At 37.8% G+C, this 25187-nt stretch carries 23 protein-coding genes; 4 read left to right on the top strand and 19 right to left on the bottom strand.

The window, feature by feature from the left end:
* The 7 genes from AC4MRQ_RS15855 to gcvT form a co-directional block, all read right to left on the bottom strand.
* Positions 1-555, bottom strand: a 555-nt coding sequence (locus AC4MRQ_RS15855; RefSeq protein WP_491198674.1) for a beta/alpha barrel domain-containing protein, incomplete at its 3' end; no start/stop codon positions are given.
* 112 nt (positions 556-667) lie between these two features.
* On the bottom strand, positions 668-1339 hold the full coding sequence (locus AC4MRQ_RS15850) for a YggS family pyridoxal phosphate-dependent enzyme (RefSeq protein WP_491198673.1): 672 nt from the start codon (positions 1337-1339) through the stop codon (positions 668-670).
* 114 nt (positions 1340-1453) lie between these two features.
* Entirely contained in the window at positions 1454-2710 is a 1257-nt protein-coding gene (locus tag AC4MRQ_RS15845; RefSeq protein WP_491198672.1) for a DUF1015 domain-containing protein, read from the bottom strand.
* Between the two features lie 342 nt (positions 2711-3052).
* Positions 3053-3427: a four helix bundle protein gene (locus tag AC4MRQ_RS15840; RefSeq protein ID WP_491198671.1), complete on the bottom strand. Its 375-nt coding sequence runs from the start codon at positions 3425-3427 to the stop codon at positions 3053-3055.
* Between the two features lie 104 nt (positions 3428-3531).
* Complete coding sequence (locus AC4MRQ_RS15835; RefSeq protein ID WP_491198670.1) at positions 3532-4455, bottom strand: 3-phosphoglycerate dehydrogenase; 924 nt, start codon at positions 4453-4455, stop codon at positions 3532-3534.
* 78 nt (positions 4456-4533) lie between these two features.
* Positions 4534-5604 carry a 3-phosphoserine/phosphohydroxythreonine transaminase gene (gene serC, locus AC4MRQ_RS15830; RefSeq protein WP_491198669.1) on the bottom strand — a complete coding sequence of 357 codons (1071 nt, stop codon included), beginning with the start codon at positions 5602-5604 and terminating at the stop codon, positions 4534-4536.
* Between the two features lie 281 nt (positions 5605-5885).
* Entirely contained in the window at positions 5886-6968 is a 1083-nt protein-coding gene (gcvT, locus tag AC4MRQ_RS15825) for a glycine cleavage system aminomethyltransferase GcvT (protein WP_491198668.1), read from the bottom strand.
* A 252-nt stretch (positions 6969-7220) separates the two neighbouring features.
* Here gcvT and AC4MRQ_RS15820 point away from each other — a divergent pair, with 252 nt between their 5' ends.
* The gene (locus AC4MRQ_RS15820) at positions 7221-7688 is read left to right on the top strand and encodes an Hpt domain-containing protein (protein WP_491198667.1); all 468 of its coding nucleotides are present in this window, start codon (positions 7221-7223) and stop codon (positions 7686-7688) included.
* A 10-nt stretch (positions 7689-7698) separates the two neighbouring features.
* On the top strand, positions 7699-8025 hold the full coding sequence (locus AC4MRQ_RS15815; protein ID WP_491198666.1) for an STAS domain-containing protein: 327 nt from the start codon (positions 7699-7701) through the stop codon (positions 8023-8025).
* Between the two features lie 26 nt (positions 8026-8051).
* Here the strand turns inward: AC4MRQ_RS15815 and citC are convergent, their stop codons facing one another.
* From citC to AC4MRQ_RS15785, 6 genes are all read right to left on the bottom strand, one after another.
* A complete protein-coding gene (gene citC, locus AC4MRQ_RS15810) occupies positions 8052-9128 on the bottom strand; it encodes a [citrate (pro-3S)-lyase] ligase (RefSeq protein ID WP_491198665.1) in 1077 nt (358 codons plus the stop codon).
* A complete protein-coding gene (locus AC4MRQ_RS15805; RefSeq protein ID WP_491198664.1) occupies positions 9125-10540 on the bottom strand; it encodes a triphosphoribosyl-dephospho-CoA synthase in 1416 nt (471 codons plus the stop codon). The genes citC and AC4MRQ_RS15805 overlap by 4 nt, the downstream gene beginning before the upstream one ends.
* Positions 10540-12093 carry a citrate lyase subunit alpha gene (gene citF / locus AC4MRQ_RS15800; RefSeq protein ID WP_491198663.1) on the bottom strand — a complete coding sequence of 518 codons (1554 nt, stop codon included), beginning with the start codon at positions 12091-12093 and terminating at the stop codon, positions 10540-10542. The genes AC4MRQ_RS15805 and citF overlap by 1 nt, the downstream gene beginning before the upstream one ends.
* An 11-nt stretch (positions 12094-12104) precedes the next feature.
* The gene (locus AC4MRQ_RS15795; RefSeq protein ID WP_491198662.1) at positions 12105-12998 is read right to left on the bottom strand and encodes an HpcH/HpaI aldolase/citrate lyase family protein; all 894 of its coding nucleotides are present in this window, start codon (positions 12996-12998) and stop codon (positions 12105-12107) included.
* A 7-nt stretch (positions 12999-13005) separates the two neighbouring features.
* Complete coding sequence (citD, locus tag AC4MRQ_RS15790) at positions 13006-13296, bottom strand: citrate lyase acyl carrier protein (protein ID WP_491198661.1); 291 nt, start codon at positions 13294-13296, stop codon at positions 13006-13008.
* A gap of 933 nt (positions 13297-14229) precedes the next feature.
* Positions 14230-16365 carry a S9 family peptidase gene (locus tag AC4MRQ_RS15785; RefSeq protein ID WP_491198660.1) on the bottom strand — a complete coding sequence of 712 codons (2136 nt, stop codon included), beginning with the start codon at positions 16363-16365 and terminating at the stop codon, positions 14230-14232.
* Between the two features lie 283 nt (positions 16366-16648).
* On the opposite strand from AC4MRQ_RS15785, the gene AC4MRQ_RS15780 reads away from it, so the two are divergent.
* On the top strand, positions 16649-17083 hold the full coding sequence (locus tag AC4MRQ_RS15780; protein WP_491198659.1) for a hypothetical protein: 435 nt from the start codon (positions 16649-16651) through the stop codon (positions 17081-17083).
* Between the two features lie 59 nt (positions 17084-17142).
* Positions 17143-20235 carry an ATP-binding cassette domain-containing protein gene (locus AC4MRQ_RS15775; protein WP_491198658.1) on the top strand — a complete coding sequence of 1031 codons (3093 nt, stop codon included), beginning with the start codon at positions 17143-17145 and terminating at the stop codon, positions 20233-20235.
* A 48-nt stretch (positions 20236-20283) separates the two neighbouring features.
* Here AC4MRQ_RS15775 and AC4MRQ_RS15770 read toward each other — a convergent pair whose 3' ends face one another.
* The 6 genes from AC4MRQ_RS15770 to AC4MRQ_RS15745 form a co-directional block, all read right to left on the bottom strand.
* Complete coding sequence (locus tag AC4MRQ_RS15770; RefSeq protein ID WP_491198657.1) at positions 20284-20664, bottom strand: DUF1987 domain-containing protein; 381 nt, start codon at positions 20662-20664, stop codon at positions 20284-20286.
* Positions 20665-20680: 16 nt separating this feature from the next.
* A complete protein-coding gene (locus AC4MRQ_RS15765; RefSeq protein WP_491198656.1) occupies positions 20681-21229 on the bottom strand; it encodes a SiaB family protein kinase in 549 nt (182 codons plus the stop codon).
* Positions 21230-21385: 156 nt separating this feature from the next.
* Positions 21386-22309, bottom strand: a complete 924-nt coding sequence (epsC, locus tag AC4MRQ_RS15760) for a serine O-acetyltransferase EpsC (protein WP_491198655.1) — start codon at positions 22307-22309, stop codon at positions 21386-21388.
* Positions 22299-22847 carry an AAA family ATPase gene (locus AC4MRQ_RS15755; RefSeq protein ID WP_491198654.1) on the bottom strand — a complete coding sequence of 183 codons (549 nt, stop codon included), beginning with the start codon at positions 22845-22847 and terminating at the stop codon, positions 22299-22301. Before AC4MRQ_RS15755 ends, epsC begins: the two co-directional genes overlap by 11 nt.
* A complete protein-coding gene (gene pnuC, locus AC4MRQ_RS15750) occupies positions 22834-23451 on the bottom strand; it encodes a nicotinamide riboside transporter PnuC (protein WP_491198653.1) in 618 nt (205 codons plus the stop codon). Before pnuC ends, AC4MRQ_RS15755 begins: the two co-directional genes overlap by 14 nt.
* 38 nt (positions 23452-23489) lie before the next feature.
* Complete coding sequence (locus AC4MRQ_RS15745) at positions 23490-25079, bottom strand: S41 family peptidase (RefSeq protein ID WP_491198652.1); 1590 nt, start codon at positions 25077-25079, stop codon at positions 23490-23492.
* Positions 25080-25187: the final 108 nt, after the last annotated feature.

Below are 25187 nucleotides of genomic sequence, written 5' to 3'. Positions count from 1 at the left end.
AGATATGCGATTGACAACATTAACCAGGTTAGAGAAGTACATTCCTAACTTAACCGAGATTGGAATACTTATTACTTTACTGACATTTGAAACAATATTCACATACAATTGCTCATAAGCTTCAGGATTACTGTTTTTATCAGTATTTAAGACAAAAACATTTAATTCAAGCGCATCTGCTCCGGCTTCTTGTATTTGCTGAGCAAAATCTACCCACTCATCAGCTGAATAACAATTAATGCTTGCAATAACTGGAATGTCATATTTCTCCTTGGTTTCTTTAATTACTTTTAAATAATCACCAACAGAATTATCTCGTGTATACCCTTTAACATAGTCGGCTGCTTCAGGATAATCAAATCCTTCACCTTTATAAATTATATTATTGATCTCATGATTTATTTGCTCTTCAAACAAGGACTTGAGCACTACAGCTCCTGCTCCTGCATCTACCAGTTTACCAATTTTATCTGGACTGTTAGTCAGGCCGGAACTACTAACAATAATAGGATTCTTTAAAGTTAATCCCAAGTATTTAGTTTTTAAGTTTGCCATCGGGTCAATTATTTTTTATACAAGACTTGATAGGAACAAATATAAACAAAAGTCATCCACACGGAAGCTTCCCTTAAAATTTATTCATTTTATCAGCTTATATAGAATGGTTTTAATGATAATTGCGTGACCCAAAGATTGAACTCCCCACACGAACCATGGTACTGCCCTCCTCTATCGCAATCTGATAATCGCCCGACATACCCATACTGATTTCACAAAAATCATCTTTGGTATTAAAAACTGACATTTTAAGGCTGTCAAAAACATGTTTTAATGATTTAAACTCTTTGCGTATTTGCGTTTCATCATTTGTATAGGTGGCCATGCCCATTACGCCTCTTATGTCAATATATTCCAAATCAGTAACCAATTCATCTGTTAATAAAGCCAATAACTCCTCCTCTGAGAAACCAAACTTACTTTCTTCTTCAGCGATGTGAACCTGAAGTAAGCAAGGAATCTTTCGGTTGTTCTTTTTGCCTTCTTTATTAATTGTTTTAAGCAGTTTTTCAGAATCAACGCCATGAATTAAACTCACAAAAGGCGCAATATATTTCACTTTATTGCTTTGTAGGTGGCCGATCATATGCCATTCAATATCCTTTGGTAAAGTTTCGTATTTACCCGTCAATTCCTGAACTTTATTTTCCCCAAACACACGTTGACCCGCATTATATGCTTCTATAACATCTTCATTGGGTTTGGTTTTTGAAACAGCCACCAGCAGGGCTCTTTCATTTATCTCTTCTCTAACAACCTGTAAATTATTTTGTATAGACATTTTATTGCATTTTGAGGCACAAATTTACTCAACAGACTTTATTGTACAAAAAAGCCTCCTGCTGAAAGGAGGCTTAAAACGGATATTTAGTTAGTCTATAATTTTAGGTAAAGACTAGTTAGACTCTAATTTATGAATAACTAAACCTGAACGCAACTTCGGTTCGAACCATGTTGTTTTAGGAGGCATTATATTACCAGTATCTGCAATGTCAATTAACTGCTGCATAGAAACCGGATACAAAGCAAATGCAACCTTCATATCACCTGAGTCAACGCGCTTTTTCAACTCACCTAAACCACGGATACCACCAATGAAATCAATACGAGTTGAACGACGTAGATCTTCGATTCCTAACATTTTATCCAATACATGGTTAGAAAGAATTGTTACATCCAATACTCCAATAGGATCGTTATCGTCGTAAGTGCCTTCTTTTGCATTCAACTTGTACCATTTACCTTCCAAGTACATGCTAAATTCATGCAATTGAGCAGGACGATATTCTTCCTCTCCCATGCACTCAACAACAAATACTTCATTCAACTTCGCTAATAATTCATCAGGAGTTAATCCATTTAAATCTTTAACTGCGCGGTTGTAATCAATAATCTTCAACTGGTTATCTGGAAAATGAACAGCCATAAAGAAGTTATACTCCTCATCACCTGTGTGATTGGCATTCTGTCCACTTTTCTCATCCCCAATACGAGCAGCAGCAGCTGTACGGTGATGCCCATCGGCCACATAAGTAGCAGGCACTTTAGTTTCAAAAAGCTCTTCTAAACGCTTGTTAGTTTCAGCATCGTTAATTGCCCAAAGGTGGTGACCGAAACCATCTTCTGCAGTAAAGTCGTAATCAGCAGCTTGATTCTTAACAATATTCTCAACAATCTCATCAATTTCCGGTACTGCTTTGTATGAGAAAAATACAGGCTCAATATTGGCATCCAGATAGCGAGTCAAAATCATACGATCTTCCTCTTTATCCGGACGAGTTAATTCGTGCTTCTTAATGATACCGTTAGCGTAATCTTCGCAAGCAGCAGCTCCAACAATACCATACTGAGTGCGTCCGTCCATTGTTTGAGCATAGATATAATATTTGGCCTCTTCATCCTGAACTAACCAACCTTTTTCCTGGAAAGATTTGAAGTTAGAAACTGATTTTTCATACACTTCTTCCGAATGAATATCAGTACCAACAGGACAATCAATTTCTGCACGCGTAATGTGCAATAAAGAACAATCTTTTCCTTCTGCCATCTGCGCAGCTTCCTGACTGTTCATCACATCGTATGGTAAACAGGCTAAGTCCTGTGAAATGTTTTGTGGCGGTCTTAGACCTTTGAATGGTTTAATAATTGCCATTTCTTAGTATTTAGTTAGTTTATATTAAAAACAGTTATTTAGGAGGATAGTAATTTAGCAACAGAGTTGTGAACTATCTATTTCCTTAATACAAATGAAATAAAGCCAAATGAGATTTTTTGTGACATTCATCAATACTTAAGGTGATTTTTAACTATTTTAAAACATATATTTCAAAAAAGTAGTGATATAGCTCATTAAACAAAAGTGAATTAGGAAGTTATGGAGGTGTGAATCTGTAAATTACGAAGAAAAACTTTAAAGACTACACTATTCTCCATAAAACTATTTCATGACCACAGAGAATTGCAAGCAAGGTAATTTTTAGTGGTGAGTTAAGGTTCATAATGTTTGCTGCATCCTTTGTAAATATTTCTTATATCCAACTGCCATTTTAGATAACTCTATCAGTTTTTCTCTGGCTATCTCATTTTCAGCATGAGTTATATATTTTTGCTGTAACGCTATACTGTTACAAACAACACATTCACGTATAGATCCTTTTCCTATCCGAAGATATCTTAATGCTAATGGAATCGACTCTCCATACCCCTCACCAATATTAAATGCGATTGAATTTGCAGCTCTTCGATACTGGCTGGTAAGTCCATAAATCTCGTCCTTGGGAAATGATTTGGTTTGATGATATACCAGATCAATAAAATCCATTGATTTTTTATATAACTCTAAACTTTCAAAATCAAAGAAACCTGCCATATATTTGAATTTTAAGTTTAAGATAAAAAAATAGTAGAGCACAATCGCACCCTACTATTCCTATATCACTAAATTACTATATAACGAATTAGCTATACACTAACTTACTTATTCACTCTAAAAGTCTCGTCTCCATTTTCAAGGAAACCAATAATCTGTTTAGCAGCAGCTACACCCGCATTAATATTAGCTTCTGCGGTTTGAGCACCCATTTTCTTAGGAGTAAAGAAGAAACGTCCTTCAAAGTTAGCTTCAAAATCAGCTTTATTATCTGGTGCAATATCAGAAATATAAGTAAAGTCTGGACGGTCAGCCATTAACTTTAAAATCTCTTCTTCATGGATTACTTCTTTACGGGCTGTATTAACCAAAGCTCCACCTTTTGGCATTTTATTCAATAAGTCATAGTTAATTGACTTCTTCGTATGCTCGTTAGCAGGAATGTGCAACGATACATAGTCGCAAGTTGAATATAGCTCCTCTACTGAATCCAAAGGCTTAATGCCTGCTGCTTCAATCTTTTCTTTTGCTACAAATGGGTCAAATGCATATATTTCCATTCCAAAGCCTTTGGCAACTTCTGCAACGTAGTGACCTACATTACCATATGCATGAATACCTATTTTCTTACCACGCAATTCTGTTCCGGCAGTACCATTATAGCCGTTACGCGCCATAAATACCATCATACCAAGTACCAATTCACCAACTGCGTTGGAGTTCTGACCTGGTGTATTCATTGCCACAATACCTTTTTCGGTACAAGCTTCCAGATCAAGATTATCAAAACCAGCTCCGGCTCTAACAACAATCTTTAACTCTGGCGCTGCTTCAATTACTTCACGAGTCACCTTGTCTGAACGAACAATTAAAGCATTAGCATCCTTAACTGCTTCAAGCAATTCGGCTTTATCAGTATATTTTTCCAGAAGAGCTAATTCATATCCTGCTTCTTTTACAACAGGAGCAATCTGATCAATGGCTGCTTTAGCAAAAGGCTTTTCGGTAGCAACTAATATTTTTTTCATGTGTCTATAAAATTAAGTGTGGTGATAAAATAGTAAGCCCCACATCGGGGCTTACTTATTATTTTATGGAAAGTTTTTCTAGTGCTTAGCTTCAAACTCTTTCATAGCATCAGCTAATGCCTGAATACTTGCTTTAGGCATTGCGTTGTATGTAGAAGCACGGAATCCACCAACAGAACGGTGACCCTTAATTCCACTCATTCCTTTTGATGTAGCGAAATCAAAGAAATCTTTTTCCAATTCTTTGTATTCGTTATTCATCACGAAACAGATGTTCATTAATGAACGATCTTCAACATCAAGAACAGGTGCCTTAAATAAGCGGTTACGATCAATTTCATCATAAAGTACAGCTGCTTTTTCAATGTTGATTTTCTCCATAGCAGCTACACCACCCATTTCTTTCAACCACCTCAATGTCTGAAGAGCCGAGTAAACAGGGAATACTGGAGGTGTGTTGAACATTGATCCTTTTTCGATATGCGTACGATAATCCAACATAGTTGGGATATGACGATCAACTTGTCCAAGTGCATCCTCTTTAACGATGGCGAAAGTAACACCTGCCGGCGCTAAGTTTTTCTGAGCACCACCGTAAATCAAAGTATATTTAGAGATATCAACCGGACGTGAGAAGATATCTGAAGACATATCTGCTACCAAAGGAACATTTACATCAAGATCTTTCTTGATTTCAGTACCATAAATGGTGTTGTTGGTTGTGATATGGAAATAATCAGCATCAGCTGGTACTTCATAACCCTTAGGAATGTGGTTGTAAATCGAGTCTTTTGAAGAAGCTACTTCAATAACTTCACCAAATCCTTTTGCTTCTTTTAAAGCTTTAGCTGCCCATGTACCTGTATTTAGGTAAGCTGCTTTCGACTTCATTAAGTTATAAGGCACCATGCAGAATTGCGTGCTGGCTCCACCTCCTACGAAAACCACTTCGTATCCGGCAGGGATGTCCAACAATTCTTTAAATAATGCTAATGCTTCGTCCATAACGGCAACAAACTCTTTGCTACGGTGTGATACCTCTAACAAAGACAAGCCTGTTCCGGCAAAGTTTAATACGGCATCAGCCGAGTTTTTAATCGTTGACTCAGGCAAAATAGAAGGCCCTGCAGAAAAGTTGTGAATCTTCATTTTATTAAAATTTAAATACTGCTTATTACTTTAGTTTGTTATGATTCATGTTTTGAGTGCATAAAATTATGAATTATCTCCCGCAAAGCACACAATGTCAGGTAAAATATACCTTTCAATTTAAAAGCGTTTTTGGGTACAACTCCATTTATAATTTATTACAACGGACAAAGATAAAAGCTTAACTAACCAAAAGTCAACTATGTAGGACTCTCGTTTAAAACTCATCTCAAAACATGATATTTATCACTTCTTTAGCGATTTTTTTCTTGATTGATGAATTATACGAACGGAATTTTAACCACTTTGGCTTTTAATTTCCGATTACGCACTTTGATAAAGATTTCTGTATCAAACTTCGTGTAGCCTTTATTAATATATGCCATACCAATTCCTTTTTGCATCATTGGTGACATGGTGCCGGAGGTTACACGACCGATTGTCTCATCATTTTCATTAACTACTTCATAATCTTTACGAGGAATACCTCTGTCTTCTATAACGAAACCTCTTAAACGTTTGGTAACGCCTTCTTCTTTTTGCTTCAGAAGATATTCTTTATCAATGAAGTTGTTCTGATCATTAAACTTGGTAATCCATCCCAAACCAGCTTCTATTGACGATGTTGTATCATCAATATCGTTTCCATACAGACAGAATCCTTTTTCTAAGCGTAGTGTATCACGTGCTGCCAAACCAATTGGTAAGATACCTTCCTCCTGGCCTGCTTCAAATATAGCTTTCCATACTTTTTCTGCATCAGCATTGTACATGTACAACTCAAACCCGCCAGAGCCAGTGTAACCAGTGTTAGATATAATAACATCATCAGCTCCCGCAATAGCTCCTGTAGTAAAAGTATAATAAGGTACAGATGAAAGATCGATATCAGTTAACTTTTGAAGAACGGCTTCTGCCTTTGGTCCCTGGATAGCTAATTGAGAAATTGCATCACTGGCATTTTCCAATTCAGCTCCCATTGTATTTTGCTCGTTAACCCAAGCCCAGTCTTTATCTATATTAGCTGCATTCACAACTAAAAGGTATTTCTCCTCTTCGAACTTGTACACCAGCAAGTCATCCACAATTCCACCTTCTCCGTTCGGGAAGCAAGAATATTGTGCCTGTCCTACAGATAATGCCGCCACATCGTTAGAAGTCACTTTTTGAACCAAATCAAAGGCTTTTGGTCCTTTCACCCAGAACTCCCCCATATGTGAAACATCAAAAACACCAACGCCATTTCGAACCGTCATATGTTCGTTATTAATTCCGGAATATTCGATTGGCATTTCATATCCAGCGAAAGAAACAATTTTTGCTCCTAAAGATTCATGAAAATTGTAAAAGGCTGTTCTTTTCATTCTATAATATATTAATCGATACTAATTCAATGTTTTATCCCAAGCTTTCTGTGCTTTATTTTGCCAGGTTGGGAATAGAACAAATGTAGAAAAATAATCAACTGCCAAAAAATGATAATTGTCGGTCAAAAAAGCTAATTAATATCACTAATTAAATAGTCGCATCAACAGTCTAAAGATTAATTCAATCAAAAAGGTTACATTTGCTAAATAATTCGTAATTTGAACTGAAAATTAATTGAAGAGAGATTTATGCCGAACCCATATTCACACATTGACCTTGGTTACCTGGAAAGTATTACTGATGGCAGTCAGGAGTTGATTAAAGAGCTGATCGTTATATTCATTGAGCAAATACCTGAGTTTAAAGATGGTTTGGAAGAAGGTTTATCCAGAAAAGACTGGACTATGATTGCATCTGTAGCTCATAAAGCAAAATCTTCGGTTATTTCTATGGGAATGCAGGATTTAGGCAATAATGACCTTAAAAATCTTGAGTTAATTGCTAAGTCATTGAGGGTTGAAGAGTTAATAGATAAAAACGATAATTCGGAGGAGTTACAGCAACTTCAAAGAACAATTGACGGATACCCTGAAGAAAGAAAAGCGTGGTTGAACAACAATAAGAGTGCAAACTCTGTTAGAGATATAATTCAACGATTTAATCAAACCTGCGACGATGCGTTGCATGAGCTGCAGGATGTTATAGATAATTACTAAACTAAGTTATATGCTACAAATTAAAGAACATGATGGGGTAATGTTCGGTGTTTTAGCTGAAACCGATCGGTTAAATGCAACCGTAGCACCTGAGGTAAAAGCAGATTTAACAGCAGCTCTTTCTAATAAAGGGGTCAAGATGGTTTTAAACCTATCAAATATCAGCTTTATTGACAGTACTGGTATCGGAACACTGATTAGTGCACTTAAAACTGCAAGACAACACGAAGGAACATTTCAGTTATGCAGTATAAAAACTGAAGTTTTAAGTTTGCTCAAACTTATGAAGCTCGATAAAGTATTTGATATTTTTGAGTCAGAAGAACAAATCGCATAAAATAGAAGGCCGCTTATGCGGCTTTTTTAATGCCTTGTTTCTTTCTCCTGTAGCTTGTTTTCTATTTTTTCCAAATTCATCTCGCTGAGATAATTTAATGTACTCTGAGGAAGCAACGTATTTAACAAGCCTGTATTTCCTTCTTTTATTGCCTGACGAACTTTACTGGCGCTGATATACTCTTCAGGATTGCCTGTAGCAACTACTTTACGACTCACCTCAATACATTCAACACCCTTAACCGGCAAAATGGCTTTCATTGCATGGTTATACAACGCTGTAGTACTACAGTAATTTTCGGTGCCGACATAGCGTTTATTAATATTTAAAACCGGCACAATATGCTTTGAAAATATCTCAATATCCAATTCGGCCTGCTTTTGGGTAATCACATTAGGCACTTCATTTTTAAGAAAATAATTAGGAAAGGTTGCGCATGACACAACATATTCACCACCTTTAACCAGAATTACATTGGACAAATGACTTGTGCCTAAACGAATCATTTCAAACCTATCTCTAAAAGTAAATACGGATTTTTCAGTTTCAACAACAAACACATAAACCAGCTCATTCTCAGCAGCAGCTTTTTCTATCAGGTATTGATGACCAAGCGTGAATGGATTACCGTTCATAACAATGGCAGCAACCTCACTTTCATCTCCTGAACTTCGAATTGATCTTAAGTAGTTTTTATAATCACCTATGCTCTGGTAACCAAACTCCAAAACCGAGATTAAAGGCTCAGCACTTGCAATATGATTATATCCGATTCCCTCGAAGCGGGTTATGTTTTCAGATCTGGTAAATACAAATGTTTGCTGATACTGCTGCATCACATGTTCGGTAAGATGGGTTACCAAATGTGCAAAAGCACCAGATTCACGAAACTGAGGTGCCACGGCAACATATTTGAGTATTTTCCCCTGACAGGACCCGACACCAACTATATCGTCATTTAAATTGTATAGAATAACAGCATATTCAACCGTTGATTCGTCAAAGTAAAAACCTAATGGCGCGAGAAAGCGACGTATTAACTCAACATCGTAACGGCTGCTTAAATCCGGTTCTTCAATGCGAAAATCAGAATTTTCAATCATGCCTTCTTACTAAATTCAGTCTGACAACAATACAAGCTAATGGTTAATGCCAATAAATCGGCTGAACCACCAGGTGATATTCTATGTGAGTTACACCAATCAACCAGCTCATTATAGGGCTGTTTATTTTCCTGTTCCCAAAGAAGCAGCGACTTTGCAGATTGCTGCTTTAATTGCTCAAGTATTGTTCGGTTGTGCCTGTACAATACATTGGTATCGTTATTAACCGACATTATTTTAAGCAATACCGGTATCAGTAATTCTTTTAGTTCCTTATCTGAGTAATGGTTGAAGCCCTTCTTTAGTTTTGATAAAATAAATGGCAATCCATGGTGCAAAACCATTGGCAATCCCTGCTCGGCTTCTCCCCTGGCTCCTGCCGCCTGCAAGCCATATTGTATAAAACACTGCTGACCGTGAGTCAATTCATCTTTTGCATCTACTGCGCATAGCTCTCTCTGCACCAATCCCCTTGAAAGCTGCTGCACAACTGAGGAAAACGATGTTAGTTTTAAATATCCTAACTTATTAATGACCCGAACCATCGCAAAGCAACTAATGGCCATCAGGAAAATAGCCCCTTTATGGGTATTAACACCATTGGTCGCATCCTGCATTGACTGCTCCATCTTCAAGCCGATGATTCTAATTTCTGGTAACGCTTTGGAAACATCAGAACCTTTAAAGGCCAATGCCAATCGGTTTATTTCAACAAAATAGGGAGATAGTACCGCTATAGTATTTACAAAGGTTGTAAAATCCATATCCGTATGAGCACCTGCTGAATGACGACAAACCAAACCTGGTTTTGGACTGAGTGATACTTCGTGCAACAAACCCTTTACAGCAAATCCAGCTACTTTGTTAACCAACTCTTCTTCCTTATTTTTCCGAATGTAAACTGAAATTGCATCCAACATGGCCTGTCGAACCTCATCAATGGAATGCCGCTTATTTTTTCGGCAGTGCAGAGCTGAATGATCACAAATAAAGCAGGCTTTTTTTCTGCCAAAAGAAATTGGTTCACCATCTGTGCTTAATACATCGAGGTCAACAATACGCCCAAGCACAAAGCTCTGCTCAAATTGTTCTGTCAATACCTTTAACTGAGGTGCATCAAAATGAGAGGCCTTAAACAGATAATACACTGCATCACCAGCTTCATCCCTCTCCTTTAATTTCCTGCTCCACTGATTATTAGAGTTGTGACTGATCAGAAACCTGCTAAAGGCATCATCCACCAAAGAAATAAACTCCTTTAGAAGCCAATCTGTTTTTGGCAGGCCAGGAATATTCAGTTGCAATGAAACCAAATGAAAACCTTCGGTTACCAATTCCATCTTCTGTTGCTGCCGGTCTTCACGAGCCTTCAGCAACAACTCAAACAGTTCGGAAGCTTGTTGTGTTTCCATTATTCCTTTACCTGGCGTATAACATCAATCACGGTTCCGTCGCGGTATTCCACAATACCTACAATCCGGTCACCTGTCTCAATAGGTTTGGCTTTACCGGTAATACCTTCTACCTCCTCGGCCAGAGCCACTATCTCTTTCACCTTTATTCCTGCAGCCTCTAGGTTTTGCTTTAGCTCCGGTCTCTGTGGGTTGACACAAATACCACGTTCTGTTACTAAAACATCTATACTTTCGCCAGGTGTGACTATGGTATGCACTTTCTTCTTAACAATCGGAATACGTCCACGGAAAGAGGGACAAACCACCACTGTAAGGTTGGCTCCCGATGCTGTATCACTATGCCCACCTGAAGCACCACGTACATAGCCTTCTGATCCGGTAATCACATTAACATTAAAATCGGTATCAATTTCCAGAGCTCCCAATACCACTATATCCAGTTTATTGGTCATACAGCCACAGTTAAACGGATTGGCATACAAACCGGCAGGTATCTCAATATGATAGGGATTTTCCATTAAAGAAGAACTGACAGCCGCATCAAAGGATTGAACGTCAAAGATGGATGAGAAAAGTCCTTCTTTCAACATATCAACTCCATAGGATGTTACACCACCCAAAATAAAGCTTCCTTTAAGGGAGCGCTGCTTCATTATCTTGCGAATGTACTTGGCAACGGCCAGAGAAGCCCCTCCTGCTCCTACCTGAAAGCTGAATCCTTCTTTCAGTTCCCCAGAACGTTCAATGACCTGAGCTGCCAGACGCGCAATCTGCAAATCCATTGGAGCTTTTGTAATACGCGTCGTACCACCTGCAATTTTAGACGGATCACCTATCGAATCTACCTTAACAACGAAATCAATATAGTTTTGAGTAATCGATTGTGGAACACAAGGGTAATCAACTATATTATCGGTAACCACAATCACTTGTTTAGCATACCAGGAGTCGATGGCAGCATAGCCCATAGAACCAAATGCTGATGGCCCGTGTGCACCTGTTGCATTGCCTTCTACATCGGCAGCCGAGGCAGCCAATATGGCCAGATCAATCTTTATTTTACCAGTATGTACACTTCTGACACGACCGCCATGTGAATGAATTACAAAAGGTTTTGGTAATACGCCCTGAGCAATCGCTTTTCCCAGTTCTCCCCTGATACCACTGGCATAGACTTGCGTAATGGTACCATCTTTAAAGTATGGTAAAATGGGATCGTGTGCGGTTGTTAAGCTACTTGCTGCCAAGGTCATATTTTTAATGCCCAGCTCTGCCAGAATCTTAATAGATTCATATACAAGGTTATCTCCACCACGTAAATGGTGATGAAACGAAATGGTCATTCCATCTTTGGGATTGGTTTTGATGATGGCCTCCCGCAAGGATTCGCACATTTTATCAGAGTGCGGCATTTTAGCTTTATTGGGTGGCGGAACTGTTTTCTCTTCCATCCATCCTTTTTTAAGCTTGGCAAATGTTCCTTCAAACGGTTCCAACTGACCAATTCCTGACAACTCAGTTGGTATATCTATTTCCAGTTTATTCTTCATGACATGAGGGGTTAAAGTGATTCTACATCTACATCGGCCATTTCAAGTACTCTTAAGGCACGCTGAACGACCGGTGCATCAACCATCTTACCATCTACAGCAAACACACCGATGCCTTCGGCTTTGTTGCGCTCAAAGGCTTTTACAATTTTAACAGCTTTGCGGATCTCCATCTCTGTAGGTGTAAATACCTCATTAACAATTTCAATTTGTCTTGGATTGATTATGGCCTTTCCTGTAAAACCCAGTTTCTTAATGTATTCGGCTTCTTCTCTTAAACCTTCTTCGTTTTCCACATCTACAAAAACTGTATCGAACACATCTATTTTACAGGCTTTGGCAGCCATTACTATCTGTTTTCGGGCATAATCAATACCAATACCATCGTTGGCTTTTACCAATTGCATATCTGCTGCCAGATCTTGTCCGCCAATGGAAATGGCATCAATACGTGATGAATACCTGGCGATGTCATATACATTCTGAACGCCCAAAGCTGTTTCTATCATCACATGTACTTTCATCTGATCATGTGGTAAATCATGCTCTTCCTCAATTTCCTCAATCTCTTTCAGTATTCGGCTGATTTCTTCAACTGTTTCCACTTTGGGCAAACGAATTGCATCAGGCTGCAAAGGCACAATCTGTTTTAGGTCTTCGTGACCAAAAGGCGTATCAATGTGATTAACCCGCACGGTTACTTCACATCCATCATACGATATATATTTGAGCATATGCGCCACCAGGATTCGTGCAGCATCTTTTTGGTTAAGAGCTACTGCATCTTCGAGATCAAGTAGTACACCATCAGCGCCATAAACACTTCCCTGTTGCAACATAGCAGGATTATTTCCCGGAATGTATAACATGGTGCGCCGTTTGAATGTCTTTTGTTTGGCTTCCATCAGAAATTTATTTTAAGGTACCGGTTTGTTGTTGAGCTGCCCGCTTTAATGCAGTTTCGAGCCGGGCAGAAATGGTTGGTGGCAAAGCACCTTTATCGTTAATAATTAGCCGGATGTCAGGAATGTTGTAACTATCAAGATTGGCATGAATCTGTTTTAGCAAATCTTCTCCGAACTGTTGCATGACTATTGATTTTAATTCAATAAGACGTCCGGCACCTTTTTCCACCGGTTCAACCATTATCAACACATCGCTCGATTCAAAGCTTCCCGCTTGTGCTTTCGTTTTTAACTCCATAACTGCAATTAAAGAAAAGTTTCCTCAAATATTGAATTTAATCCTATAATTACCTAGTTGTAAAAGTGGTTCTAAAACATGTTTTTATCAACCAAACGTACGAATCTTATCATTATCATTGATCTATTGTTACTTACAATATTCAATGATTTTTATCAGGTAAGTATTTATACCAATGATCCCTTAATTCCACAGACAGAATTTCGCGGAATTATGGTAATAATTGTTGACCTGGTTGGAAGAAAGAATACTCGTTTTCCGGAGAAGGTATATTTATATATACATTGCTTATTTTTCCCGGAAAGAGCGTGTAAATACTTACATTTCGCACTTTTTTCCTGAGAAGCTTTATATGTACTTACAAACGCTGTTTTCTTTTCAGGGAGGGTTTGTCAGTATGTACAAACCCAGTTTTCTTTTCAGGGAGACTTTGTCAGCACGTACAAACACAGTTTTCTTTCCGGGGAGGGTTTGTCAGTACGTACAAAAGCCATTTCCTTTTTTGGGGAAGCTTTGTTGGTTCATACATTGTCTATTTCCTTCCTGCGGGGAGCTTTGTCAATGAAAATATTGCCCATTTCTTTCTCGCGGAAGCTTTGTCAGTACGTATATTGCTCATTTCATTCCTGAGGAGACTTTGTCAGTTTGAACACGAGGTGATTCAAGAATACGGCAAGCTAATTAATTGGTATTAAAGCACTGACTGTCTCTGCATTTCGTTTAGCACTTAAAAAGCGTTAAGCGAGTTTCCAACATGTGTCACTCTGCAGTGGGAAGATAGTTCGATTTTTAAATGCATTTACCCTACTCTAAATTAGAAACCGAATAGTAGTTTTTATTTCGGAGTAAACCATGAAATGTCAAACAACTTACAGAAAAGCCCCGAAACACAATAGGCATCGGGGCTGTTATATAGTTACACTTTATAGTTTATTACAAAAAGTCGTCAAAATAACGGGTTACTTTTTCCATTAAATGAATTCGGTCGCGCCCCCTTACATTATGCTCATGACGAGGATAAGGGAAATAATCTATCTGAACTCGATTCTTTACACATTCCCGCACAAAAGTCAGGCTATGCTGCCAAACCACAACCGGATCAATCGCTCCGTGAATCACCATCAATCGTCCTTCGATGTCTTTCACTTTGTTGTTAAGGTTAGCCTGCTCATAACCTTCAGGATTTTCCTCGGGTGTATCCATATAGCGTTCGCCATACATAATTTCGTAGTATTTCCAGTCAATAACCGGTCCACCTGCAACACCAGCTTTAAACACATCAGGATATTGTGTCATCATCGAAATGGTCATAAATCCGCCATAGCTCCAGCCATGTACACCAATTCGATCAGCATCAACATATGGTAATGATTTTAAGTATTCAATGCCTTGCATCTGGTCTTCAACTTCCAACTGCCCCAACTGACGATGAATAGCTTGGGCAAATTCTTTACCCCGACCTGTAGTTCCACGATTATCCAGTGTAAAGGCAATGTAGCCTTTCTGAGCCATATACAATTGCCAGCCACGGGCACCTCCCATCCAGCGGTTCTGAACCAACTGAGAGTGTGGCCCGCCATATACATATACAATAACCGGATATTTCTTTGACGGATCGAAACCAACAGGCAGTACCATGCGGGCATCCAAATCAAATTGGTTATCTTTTGTTTTAAGCCTGATTAGTTCAACTTTGCCCGTTTCGATTCCCTTATAAGGATTCTCAACCGTTTCAAGCGTGCGGATCAAACGTCCTCTTGTGTCTTTCAGGTTAGTTTTAGATGGAACATTCAATGAAGAGAAACTGGTGATCGCATAGCGTCCATCCTTACTGATTTTTACATGATGGACTCCGGTTTCTGCTGTAATACGAGTCATTTTCCCTGATGCCAGACTTACCTTATAAGCCTGACGCTCAATAGCTCCTTCCTTAGTGGATTCAATAAAAACATATTTGCCAGCCTTATCAAAACCAAGCACCGAAGTTACCTCCCAATCGCCTTTTGTTAATTGCTTCTTTAATGTTCCATCCAACGAGTGGATATAAAGGTGGTTGTAACCATCCTTCTGACTCTGCCATATAAAATCGCCTTTTTTGTTGGGTATAAAAAGCGCCGGATTTTGTGGTTCGGTCCAGCGGTCATCCTTTTCTTCAAACAAGGTTGCCACATACTCTCCTGTTGAAGCATCATACTTTTTAAGCTGCATATGGTTTTGTCCGCGATTCAACTCGGCTATTAGCAAATACTTGTTATCAGGTGTCCAGCATACATTAGTAAAAAAGCGATCGTAAGGTTCGCCTGTTTTAAGATAAACTGTTGATTTTGTTGCCAGGTTATAAACTCCAACTTTTACCTGATGACTTTTCATACCAGCCATCGGGTATTTGATGTTTTCAAGCTTAGCCACACGCTCAGACACATTCACCAGCGGATAGTCGGATACCATTGAATTATCCTCGCGGTAAAAGGCCAGGTAGACACCATCGGGTGACCAGAATGTGCCTTTATCTATACCAAATTCGTTACGGTGAACAGTATGACCGAAAATCACATCATCGCCTTCATCGCCGGCCACTTCAATAGCCTGCTCCTTTCCCGTTTTAATATATAAATCATTCTCAATGGTGTAAGCGACAGTACTGGTAGCTTTGTTTAAATCCAGATTATCAGCTCCTTTTTCACGACCCACAAACATGGTTATTTTGTTGCTTTCGGTATCAATTGTAAAATATCCTTCTGCTGTAGTAAAAGAAAAAGTTTGTTCCGAATCCCAGTTTAAGGATGGCAAATACCTTAAAGTTTCATGCCCTTCCGACGACATAATTTTGTTTAACCATTTGAGATCAAACAAGAAAACCTGCTTATCACTATTCAATGCCTGTGTAAATACCGAGTCGCGACGTTGGTGCACTAATATGTTGGCATCGCCTTTAAACTTTACATTCAGAGCACGAGGGTAATAATTGTAAAAAGTTTTACCTCCATGAATTACATCTTCAATGGTAAGCTGACCGTTCATCGAAATCATCGAAAAGGCAACCACCAGAATCAAGAAAATCTTTTTCATTATTAGTTATTTATTTGTTGTAATTTATTTGTCGCTGTACAATTATCATGTCATCTTAACGTTCTAAGGATGCATAATTGGTGATAAATTACCAATTAAACAATGAGAAAAGTAATTAAATAAAAGAGTATTTGAAGGTAACAAGAATAAATTTAGTCGATAATAATTGGCTCTTAATCGTTATTTTTTTGATTTTTTTGTCGTAGTAACGATAATTTTTGCCAGTTTTTGAATATCTTTCAGAAAAATTTGAACCTGTTAAATCTCTATAAACATCTTTAAAATGAAGAAACACTCAATAGTTTTCTTGTTTATAGCCATTTTGGCCGTCGTGGCACCCACCAAATTAAATTCACAAGAAGATGTGTTATTCAACGATTGCATTAGCCAGCTTAAATCACCATTCGTTGCCAGTGGACAGCCTTTCAGAGCATTTTTGACGGGAACTGAAGTTGCTGAATTTCATACAACATTCTTTTCCGGCAGTATGTATCGAGTGGTAGCTTGCAGCCATCAGGATAACAATATATTGTTTTCAATTTACGACAAAAACCGTAACCTTCTTTTCTCTAATGAAGAATTTCAAGCAGCTGAATCCTGGGATTTTAAAATTGAAGGTTCTGTTGAGTGTATTGTTGAAGCAAGATTAAACCCAGATAAGTCGACTTCAGGCATTGCCATGTTGATGATTGGTTTTAAAAGTCTGGAAGAGATTTAAGCACGTTTTCTTCAGGAATCCCTGTTATTGTTTTGTTGGTTGTTGTTTGATGATGTAGTATGAGCGAAGAAATATTAAAAGCCCTTATTAAGCTATTTGCGCTCATTGCCTTTCCTCGGACAGAAATCAAATCCAGAAGGATAATTGTAAAATCTTTTCTGAATCAGCAACTCAACAGTCAGCTTGTTGAAGAATATCTTAATCTATTTGATCGCTTACAAGGTGAACATGAGCAACGCCTATCCAACAAAGAGAAATTCCATAAAAGACATGCAGCCAGTTCGGTTAAAGTACTGAAAATTGCCACTGGTATTAACGAGGCATTAACCTACTATCAAAAACTTATCGTTCTTATTCAGCTTATCGAGTTCTTAAACATCGATATCGGCATGAGTGATTATGAACGTGAGTTTATTGAAACGGTTGCTCAAACTTTTAACCTCCCCGAGCAGGAATATCAATCCATAATTCAATTTGTTACCAGTTCGTTCTCTGAATTACCGGATTCTGGTAATGTACTTATTGTTGACAATAAACCTACACGTCAACAAAACGCTTTTAAGCATTTATACTGGGATAACCTGAAAGGTGAACTAAGGGTTATTCACCTGAAATCCGTTAACCTGTTTGCCTTCCGTTTCAGAGGTAATATGGATTTGACGATGAACGGCCAGTTAATCAATGAAGGTCGTGTTCAAATCCTGAATCCTGGCAGCTCACTTCGCAACAAACTCATTGATACCATTTTCTATAGTGATATCTTCAGTCAATTTATCAGTGACAGCATTGATAATGAAATTGATTTCAGATGTGTTGATCTGGAATATCACTTTAGTAAAAGGGCCATCGGACTTCATAAAACATCATTTGCTTCTAAATCGGGTAAATTGGTTGGTATTATGGGTTCAAGCGGAGCCGGTAAAAGCACCCTTGTTAATGTTCTTAGCGGCATTAATGCACCTACCAAAGGTAAAGTGTACATTAACGATATTGATGTACATAAAAACCTGGATCAGGCTAAAGGGTTAATTGGTTATGTGGCGCAGGATGATCTGTTAATGGAAGACCTGACGGTGTATCAGAACCTTTATTACAATGCTAAGTTATGCTTCGATAACCTTCCCGAATACCAAATAAAAAGAAAGGTACTCAAGCTATTACAAACATTGGGCTTATACGAGATCCGATTTATGAAGGTAGGTAGTCCATTGAATAAAAAGATAAGCGGAGGACAAAGAAAACGCCTGAACATTGCCCTTGAGCTTATTCGTGAGCCTTCTATTTTGTTTCTGGATGAACCAACTTCCGGCCTATCATCACGCGACTCAGATAATATTATTGACCTCTTAAAGGAACTATCCATACGGGGCAAACTGGTGTTTGTCGTCATCCATCAGCCTTCTTCAGACATTTTTAAGATGTTTAATCAGCTGATAGTGCTTGATACTGGTGGTTACCTGATCTACAATGGCGATCCGGTGGAAAGTGTCAATTACTTTAAGGCCTGTATTAACCATGCTAATCGTGATGAAAGCGAATGTCCCTGTTGCGGTAATGTGAACGTGGAGCAGATTCTCAACATCGTTAATTCGCAAATTCTGGATGAATACGGAAATTTCACCCAAACCAGAAGGATTGAACCAAAGGAGTGGTACAGTATGTTTCATGAAGGCTGGGAATCACACGAACCTCCTGCAACCAATAAAAATTCACTTCCTAAATTCAGCTTTCAGATACCCAACCGGATTAAGCAGCTTTTTATTTTTATAAGGCGCGACTTAGCTTCAAAGTTGGCTAACAAGCAATACCTTTTAATTAATCTGCTTGAGACTCCGGTCCTGGCTCTGCTATTGGCCTCCATTATTCGTTATTATGATGTTGACAATACCAATGCTACAGTTTATAGTTTTGCTAAAAACCCAAACATTTCGGTCTACATTATAATATCTGTTATTATCGCCTTATTTGTTGGCTTAACGGTAAGTGCCGAGGAGATCATTAATGACAGAAAGATACAGAGGCGGGAATCATTCCTTAACCTGAGTCGCTTAAGCTACTTATGTTCAAAACTCTTTATTTTATCAGGGTTATCGGCTATACAATCAGCTCTTTTTGTGCTAATTGGGAATTTTATCATTGAGCTTGAAGGTATGTTTTTCCAGTACTGGTTAATTCTATTTAGCTGTTCTGTATTTGCCAATATTCTGGGATTGAATATCTCAGATACATTTAAAAAGACAGTCAATATTTATATCATCATACCTTTTTTGATTATACCACAGCTAATACTGAGTGGTGTTTTTATCAGCTTCGATCGACTTAATCCACATATGTCAAGTCCGGAAAAAATACCTTTTTATGGAGAGATCATAACCGCTCGATGGGCATTTGAAGCTTTAGCTGTCGGACAATTCATGAATAATGAGTTTGATGAGAAATTCTACAGTTATAATAAACTGAAAAGTCAGTCGAAATACCGGAAAGATTTTTGGATACCTGCTTTGAGCAACCATATTCAAAGTTTAAATGAATTAAAAAACAGTTCACCTACTGAGGTTGCAAATGAAATTAACTACTCTGTTAAGTTGATTAATAAAGAGCTTGATAAACATTGTGAGTTATATCCAAACAGGTGCGGTGATGCGCCTTTTGTACCCCTTGAAAACAATCTTAATAACCTTGATACGGTTACTTCTTATATCCAATCACTCAAGAGTTATTATAAAAAGCTTTACAATCAGGCCGACAGCAAACTGGACGAAAAAATCAAGCAACTATCCGGTTCTGGGAAAGATCGAACTGCATACATTGAAACTAAAAGCAAATATCACAATGAGGATCTTGAGCGCTTTATAACGAACTCAAACAATTTTTTTTCTAATAAAATTATTGAGTATAATAGTCAGTTATGGCAAAAGGTTGACCCCATTTATCAGGATCCTGAGCATCATTTTCTGAAAGCTCATTTTCTGGCTCCTAGTAAACGAATCGGCTCGCAGCACCTTAGTACTTACTTTGCTAATACCCTTATCATTTGGCTGATTAACCTGATTCTGTTTTTAACGCTGTATTTTAGAGTTTTGCCAAGGCTTACGTCTCTTCGAACTAATATAATCTGGTACTTAAAAGACAAGAAAAAAGGCCGGGAATGAAATTAAATTCATTCACCAGCCTTTACTATATCTTGTTTTGGGTATTCTTTATTCTTCCATTTCAATCATCTTAAAGGGTATATTAATTATCGATTGATAATCTTCACCCGCTTCAAACATATCCTCATCATCCTCTTCATAATACCAGTTGATCTCAACCGGGTTTCCTTTTTTATGAATCAACTCTAATCGTTTAAAGATATCGAGAATACACTTTGACGAACTTGTATTGAAATACTCTAATTGGATATTAACGTTAGTCTCATCAGAAGGGGTATCTCCAAATTTATCAAGCCAATCAATAATCGGCTTGTAAAACTCAACAGAATTTTCAGGAATAGAACGCCCCTTTATTTCTACTACTCCATTTTCCCCATCCAGTCTTACAAATGGTGTTTTCGGACTTCCTTCACGAATAATTGTTTCCATACTGGTAGCTATACGGTTAACTAATGTATACATCTAGCGAGAAAAAGATGTATTCATCATCAAATTGATAAAAATAATATTCTAATTTATTACCTGTTTTCCTAACAATGTCAAGCATTCCAAGGCCTCCCCCGCCTTTATCAGAAAACTCATCATTATTCAAAATATCTCTGTATAACATCCGAACTTCTTCGTCAGACAGAGAATTGACCTGATCTATTCGGTCTTTAATATAATTTAATTTTTCCTTTTTCACAAAATTGCCAGTGGAAATGCGGTAGAAGGTACCATCCTTACTAAGTATAATTATCCCGAAGTTGCCACAATGTTCAACAGGTGCACTTGCAGGTGGTAAATCAACATGGTGATAAAGATTTTGTAAGCTTTCAACAAACACATTGTAAACCTTTTTTCGAACACGATTTTTTTCATTCTTCATGTTCAAACTGTTTTCAATGGAATCTAAAGCCTCAGAGATTAAATCAGCAGTAATACTTCCGTTATACTCCAGAATTACCTCCCCTTGTTTTTTCTCTAAATACCAGTTTTTTAAATCAAACACCATCCCCAATGGTCTAATTACCTACAAATATAGAAAAATATTCTCACCGCGTACTATTACACAAGTTTACATTATATTACCTAACAAATTGTTTTCTTGCCCCAACTATTTGGTGAATTCCTTCTATTTACTGATAAAATACTGCTTTTTTTAGATGATTTATATCCCTCCGCCTTCCGTAAAGAGCAAATCACGGTGTTTGAATTGTACAATTTTCGAACCGGCCGGAACGGAACTGGTCACCCACACATTACCTCCAATCACCGATTTAGCACCAATAGTTATACGTCCTAAAATAGTTGCCTGGGCATAGATGACTACATCATCTTCAATTATCGGATGTCGTGGTATTCCCTTTATAGGATTCCCATTTTCATCTAAAGGAAAACTCTTGGCTCCTAATGTAACTCCCTGAAACAGCTTTACCCCATCTCCAATTATTGAAGTGGCGCCAATTACAACACCTGTTCCATGGTCAATGCTGAAATACTCCCCAATTTTTGCCCTTGGGTGGATATCAATACCTGTTTCGGAATGAGCCATTTCGCTTATCATTCGAGGAATGAGTGGAACACCAATTGTGAGTAAGGCATGAGCAATTCGATAATTAGTAATAGCCCTGATAGCCGGATAACAGAAAATAACTTCTCCCTTACTTTTAGCAGCGGGATCGCCTAGAAAAGCAGCTTCGACATCGGTTGCAAGTACTCGTCTTATTTCAGGTAGTTTACTAATAAACTGACTGGTATAATCGTGAGCCAGGCTCTTTTTTTCACTTAAATCAAACTTCTCAGGAGATTCACACATAAAGCAAAGTCCTGCAAATATTTGTTCAACCAGCAAAGTATATAATCTTTCTGTGTTAACCCCAATGTAGTACCTGACACTCTCTGGCCTGATTGAGCTATTGCCATAATACCCGGGAAAGATTATCTCGCGAGATAAATTAACAATTAGCTCTAATGAATTAATCGATGGCATTTTGTGATCCTTAAAATGTGGATGACAAACACTCTTATAGCTTTGCTCCTTCGATAGCTCTTCAATTGCGTTTTTTACTTTTGAGAAATGATCAGTGGTCATAGTTTGATTTGCTTTTAATTAGTTGGTTAATATATTGTTCTGCCAATTGAGTGCGTTCGTTTTCGCTCCCTTTAATTATTTCATATTTAAAGTTGTAGTTGTCCAGTTCATTACGGTATTCATCATAAAGGTACAAACGTTTATTTTCATTTTCCCTTATACCATCATTAATCCATTTAATATCAGGATAGCATAACAGATGCAAGTCAATGTCAATACCTTCCAGGTAGTTTTCTATTTCTTTTGGTACGTTACCAAATACTTCTCTAAACCAGATTTTTGTTATTACCAGGAAAGTATCAAAAAACACCAGCCGCTCACCCGATTGAAGAACCTTCTCATAACTTTTGATCTGATGCTGAGCAATCTTCAGCACATCGTTATACGTATACGAACGATTTAAATTCTCAATATATTCACGAGCGTATTCCGGCACCCATTGTGTTCCGTATATCTCGCTTAATTGCTTTGCTAAGGTACTTTTAGCTGTTGACTCAGGACCTGTTAATACAACAATTATCGGATTATTGGACTTCATTCGATCTCATGTTCATAAAACGCTTCCATTCAAGATATCCAATAATGGCTCCTACAGTATATACTAAAAACAAGAAACTGTAAAAGAACAATCCTTTGTATAAATACATCCCCATAGAGACACTGTTTATTACAATCCAAAACAGCCAATGGTGAATATATTTGCGAGCTAACATCCATGTCGCTACAATTGAAGCTGCTGTTGTAAAAGCATCCAAATATGGTAAATCTGAACTTGCTATATCAACCATGGCCGGTATTCTAAGCAGTGCCAACAACAATGCAAAATAAAGCGTTATACCTACTAATAAGGATTTTAGTAATAAACGTTTATTAAGCAACTTAATTGGTACGTCAACATTATCTTCAACCGATTGACCGCTTAACCAATACCACCATCCATAAGCACTGATGACTACATAATAAACCTGTAGTCCCATATCGGCATATAGCGCTGACTGATAAAACACGATAAGGGAAACAACAGAGGCAATTATCCCCCAAGGCCATAACCAGGATTTTTCGCGAATTGAATAAAATAAATATATAAGAGAAGCAAGCGTTCCTGCCGCCTCTAGTCCATATTGACGAACAAACTCCATCATCGGTTAATAACTAAAATTTAACGCTAAAGGTTCACAAGCTATTTCAGAAAATGAGAATAATCTCTTTTGGATTCAACCATTTCAACAGCCTTCATATAAGCCTCTGAAATAGGATTAATTGATTGAAAGTATTCAGAAGATCCAAATAAATCACGAGCTATTAAGGCTTTCAATTGAGCCTCCATCAAAGGTCGCGAGGTATTCAATTCTTCCTTATTAAGCTCAACTTCTGCCTCTTCCCCTTCTTTAATGAGTTTATCAATCAACTTCTCGGTAATAATAAATTTCTTCTCAAACTTCTTATATGAAGTATATATCCTCTCAAATTTATTCCTGTTATCATCAACATAATTTAATACCATACGGTTAACAGATCCGGTTGCGATAAGGTCACGATAATAATCGGAATACATACTTGTATCAGCCGCTACAAATACATCAGGCATTATACCTCCTCCACCATAAACAGTTCTGCCTGAAACTTTGGTTTTATACTCTAAAGCTTCATCAAACTGAATGCTATCGACATTGTAGTATTCTCCATGCGTATATCGCTCACCGAGTTCATTATGGTAAGCATCTACTCCATCCTTATAGTCTTTCTGAATACATCGCCCTGCAGGTGTGTAATATTCAGCAATAGTTAGTCGGATCATTGAACCGTCAGGAAAATCAAAAGGACGCTGAACCAAACCTTTACCAAAACTTCGTCGGCCAACCACTAATCCCCTGTCCCAATCCTGAACAGCACCAGAAACAATTTCGCTGGCAGAAGCTGATCCTTCATCAATTAACACCACCAGGTTTCCATTTTCAAATTTACCCTTCCGACTTGCATAATGATCTCGTCTATCACTGTTTAAACCTTCTGTATAGACCAAAAGTTTATTCTTATCGAGTAACTCATCAGCGATATCAATAGCAGCTTTGAGATATCCGCCACCATTTCCTCGCAAATCGAGAATCAGGTTTTCATAGTTTTCTGATTCTAATTTGTCTAATGCTTCAACAAATTCAGTATGTGTATTTAATGCAAAACGTGAAATTTTCACATAAGCTGTTTTGGGCGTTGCCATATAGGCTGCTTCTACACTATGCAGAGGTATTTTATCACGAACAACTATAAACTTTAATACATCAGGCGATCCTTTACGAATGATCTGCAATTCTACTTTAGTTCCTTTCTTTCCTCGCAGATATTTGAAAACATCACTGTTTTTGATGCCGATTCCTGCAACATTGTCGTCATCTATACGAACAATACGATCACCGGCACGAATTCCAACCTTTTCTGAAGGACCACCAATAACCGGATTAACGACCATTAAGGTATCATTTAAGATATTAAACTGGATACCAACCCCTTCAAAACTACCATCAAGTGGTTCATTCATAGCTGCCACTTCATCAGCTGAAATATAAACTGAATGAGGATCAAGACTTTTTAGCATACCAACAATAGCCTCTTCAACTATATCGTTGCCGTTTACCGAATCGACATACAGAGAATTGATTAACTGGTAAGTTAATTGAAGTTTCTGTATGTTTTTATCGTATACCTGAGCACTCGCAACAGTTATGGTCAGAACAAATGCTAAAAATAATGTACAATGCTTCCTTAATCCCATCTTCAATCTTTTAAAGTTTTAATCCAATTCTCCTGTATTTTAATAACAAAGGCCGGAAAGAAAAAGTTCCTACCGGCCATATTTATTTGTCTTATTCCTTATTTCGAA

The organism is Carboxylicivirga sp., assembly GCF_982718395.1.
This window is presented reverse-complemented; position numbering and strand designations above follow the sequence as displayed.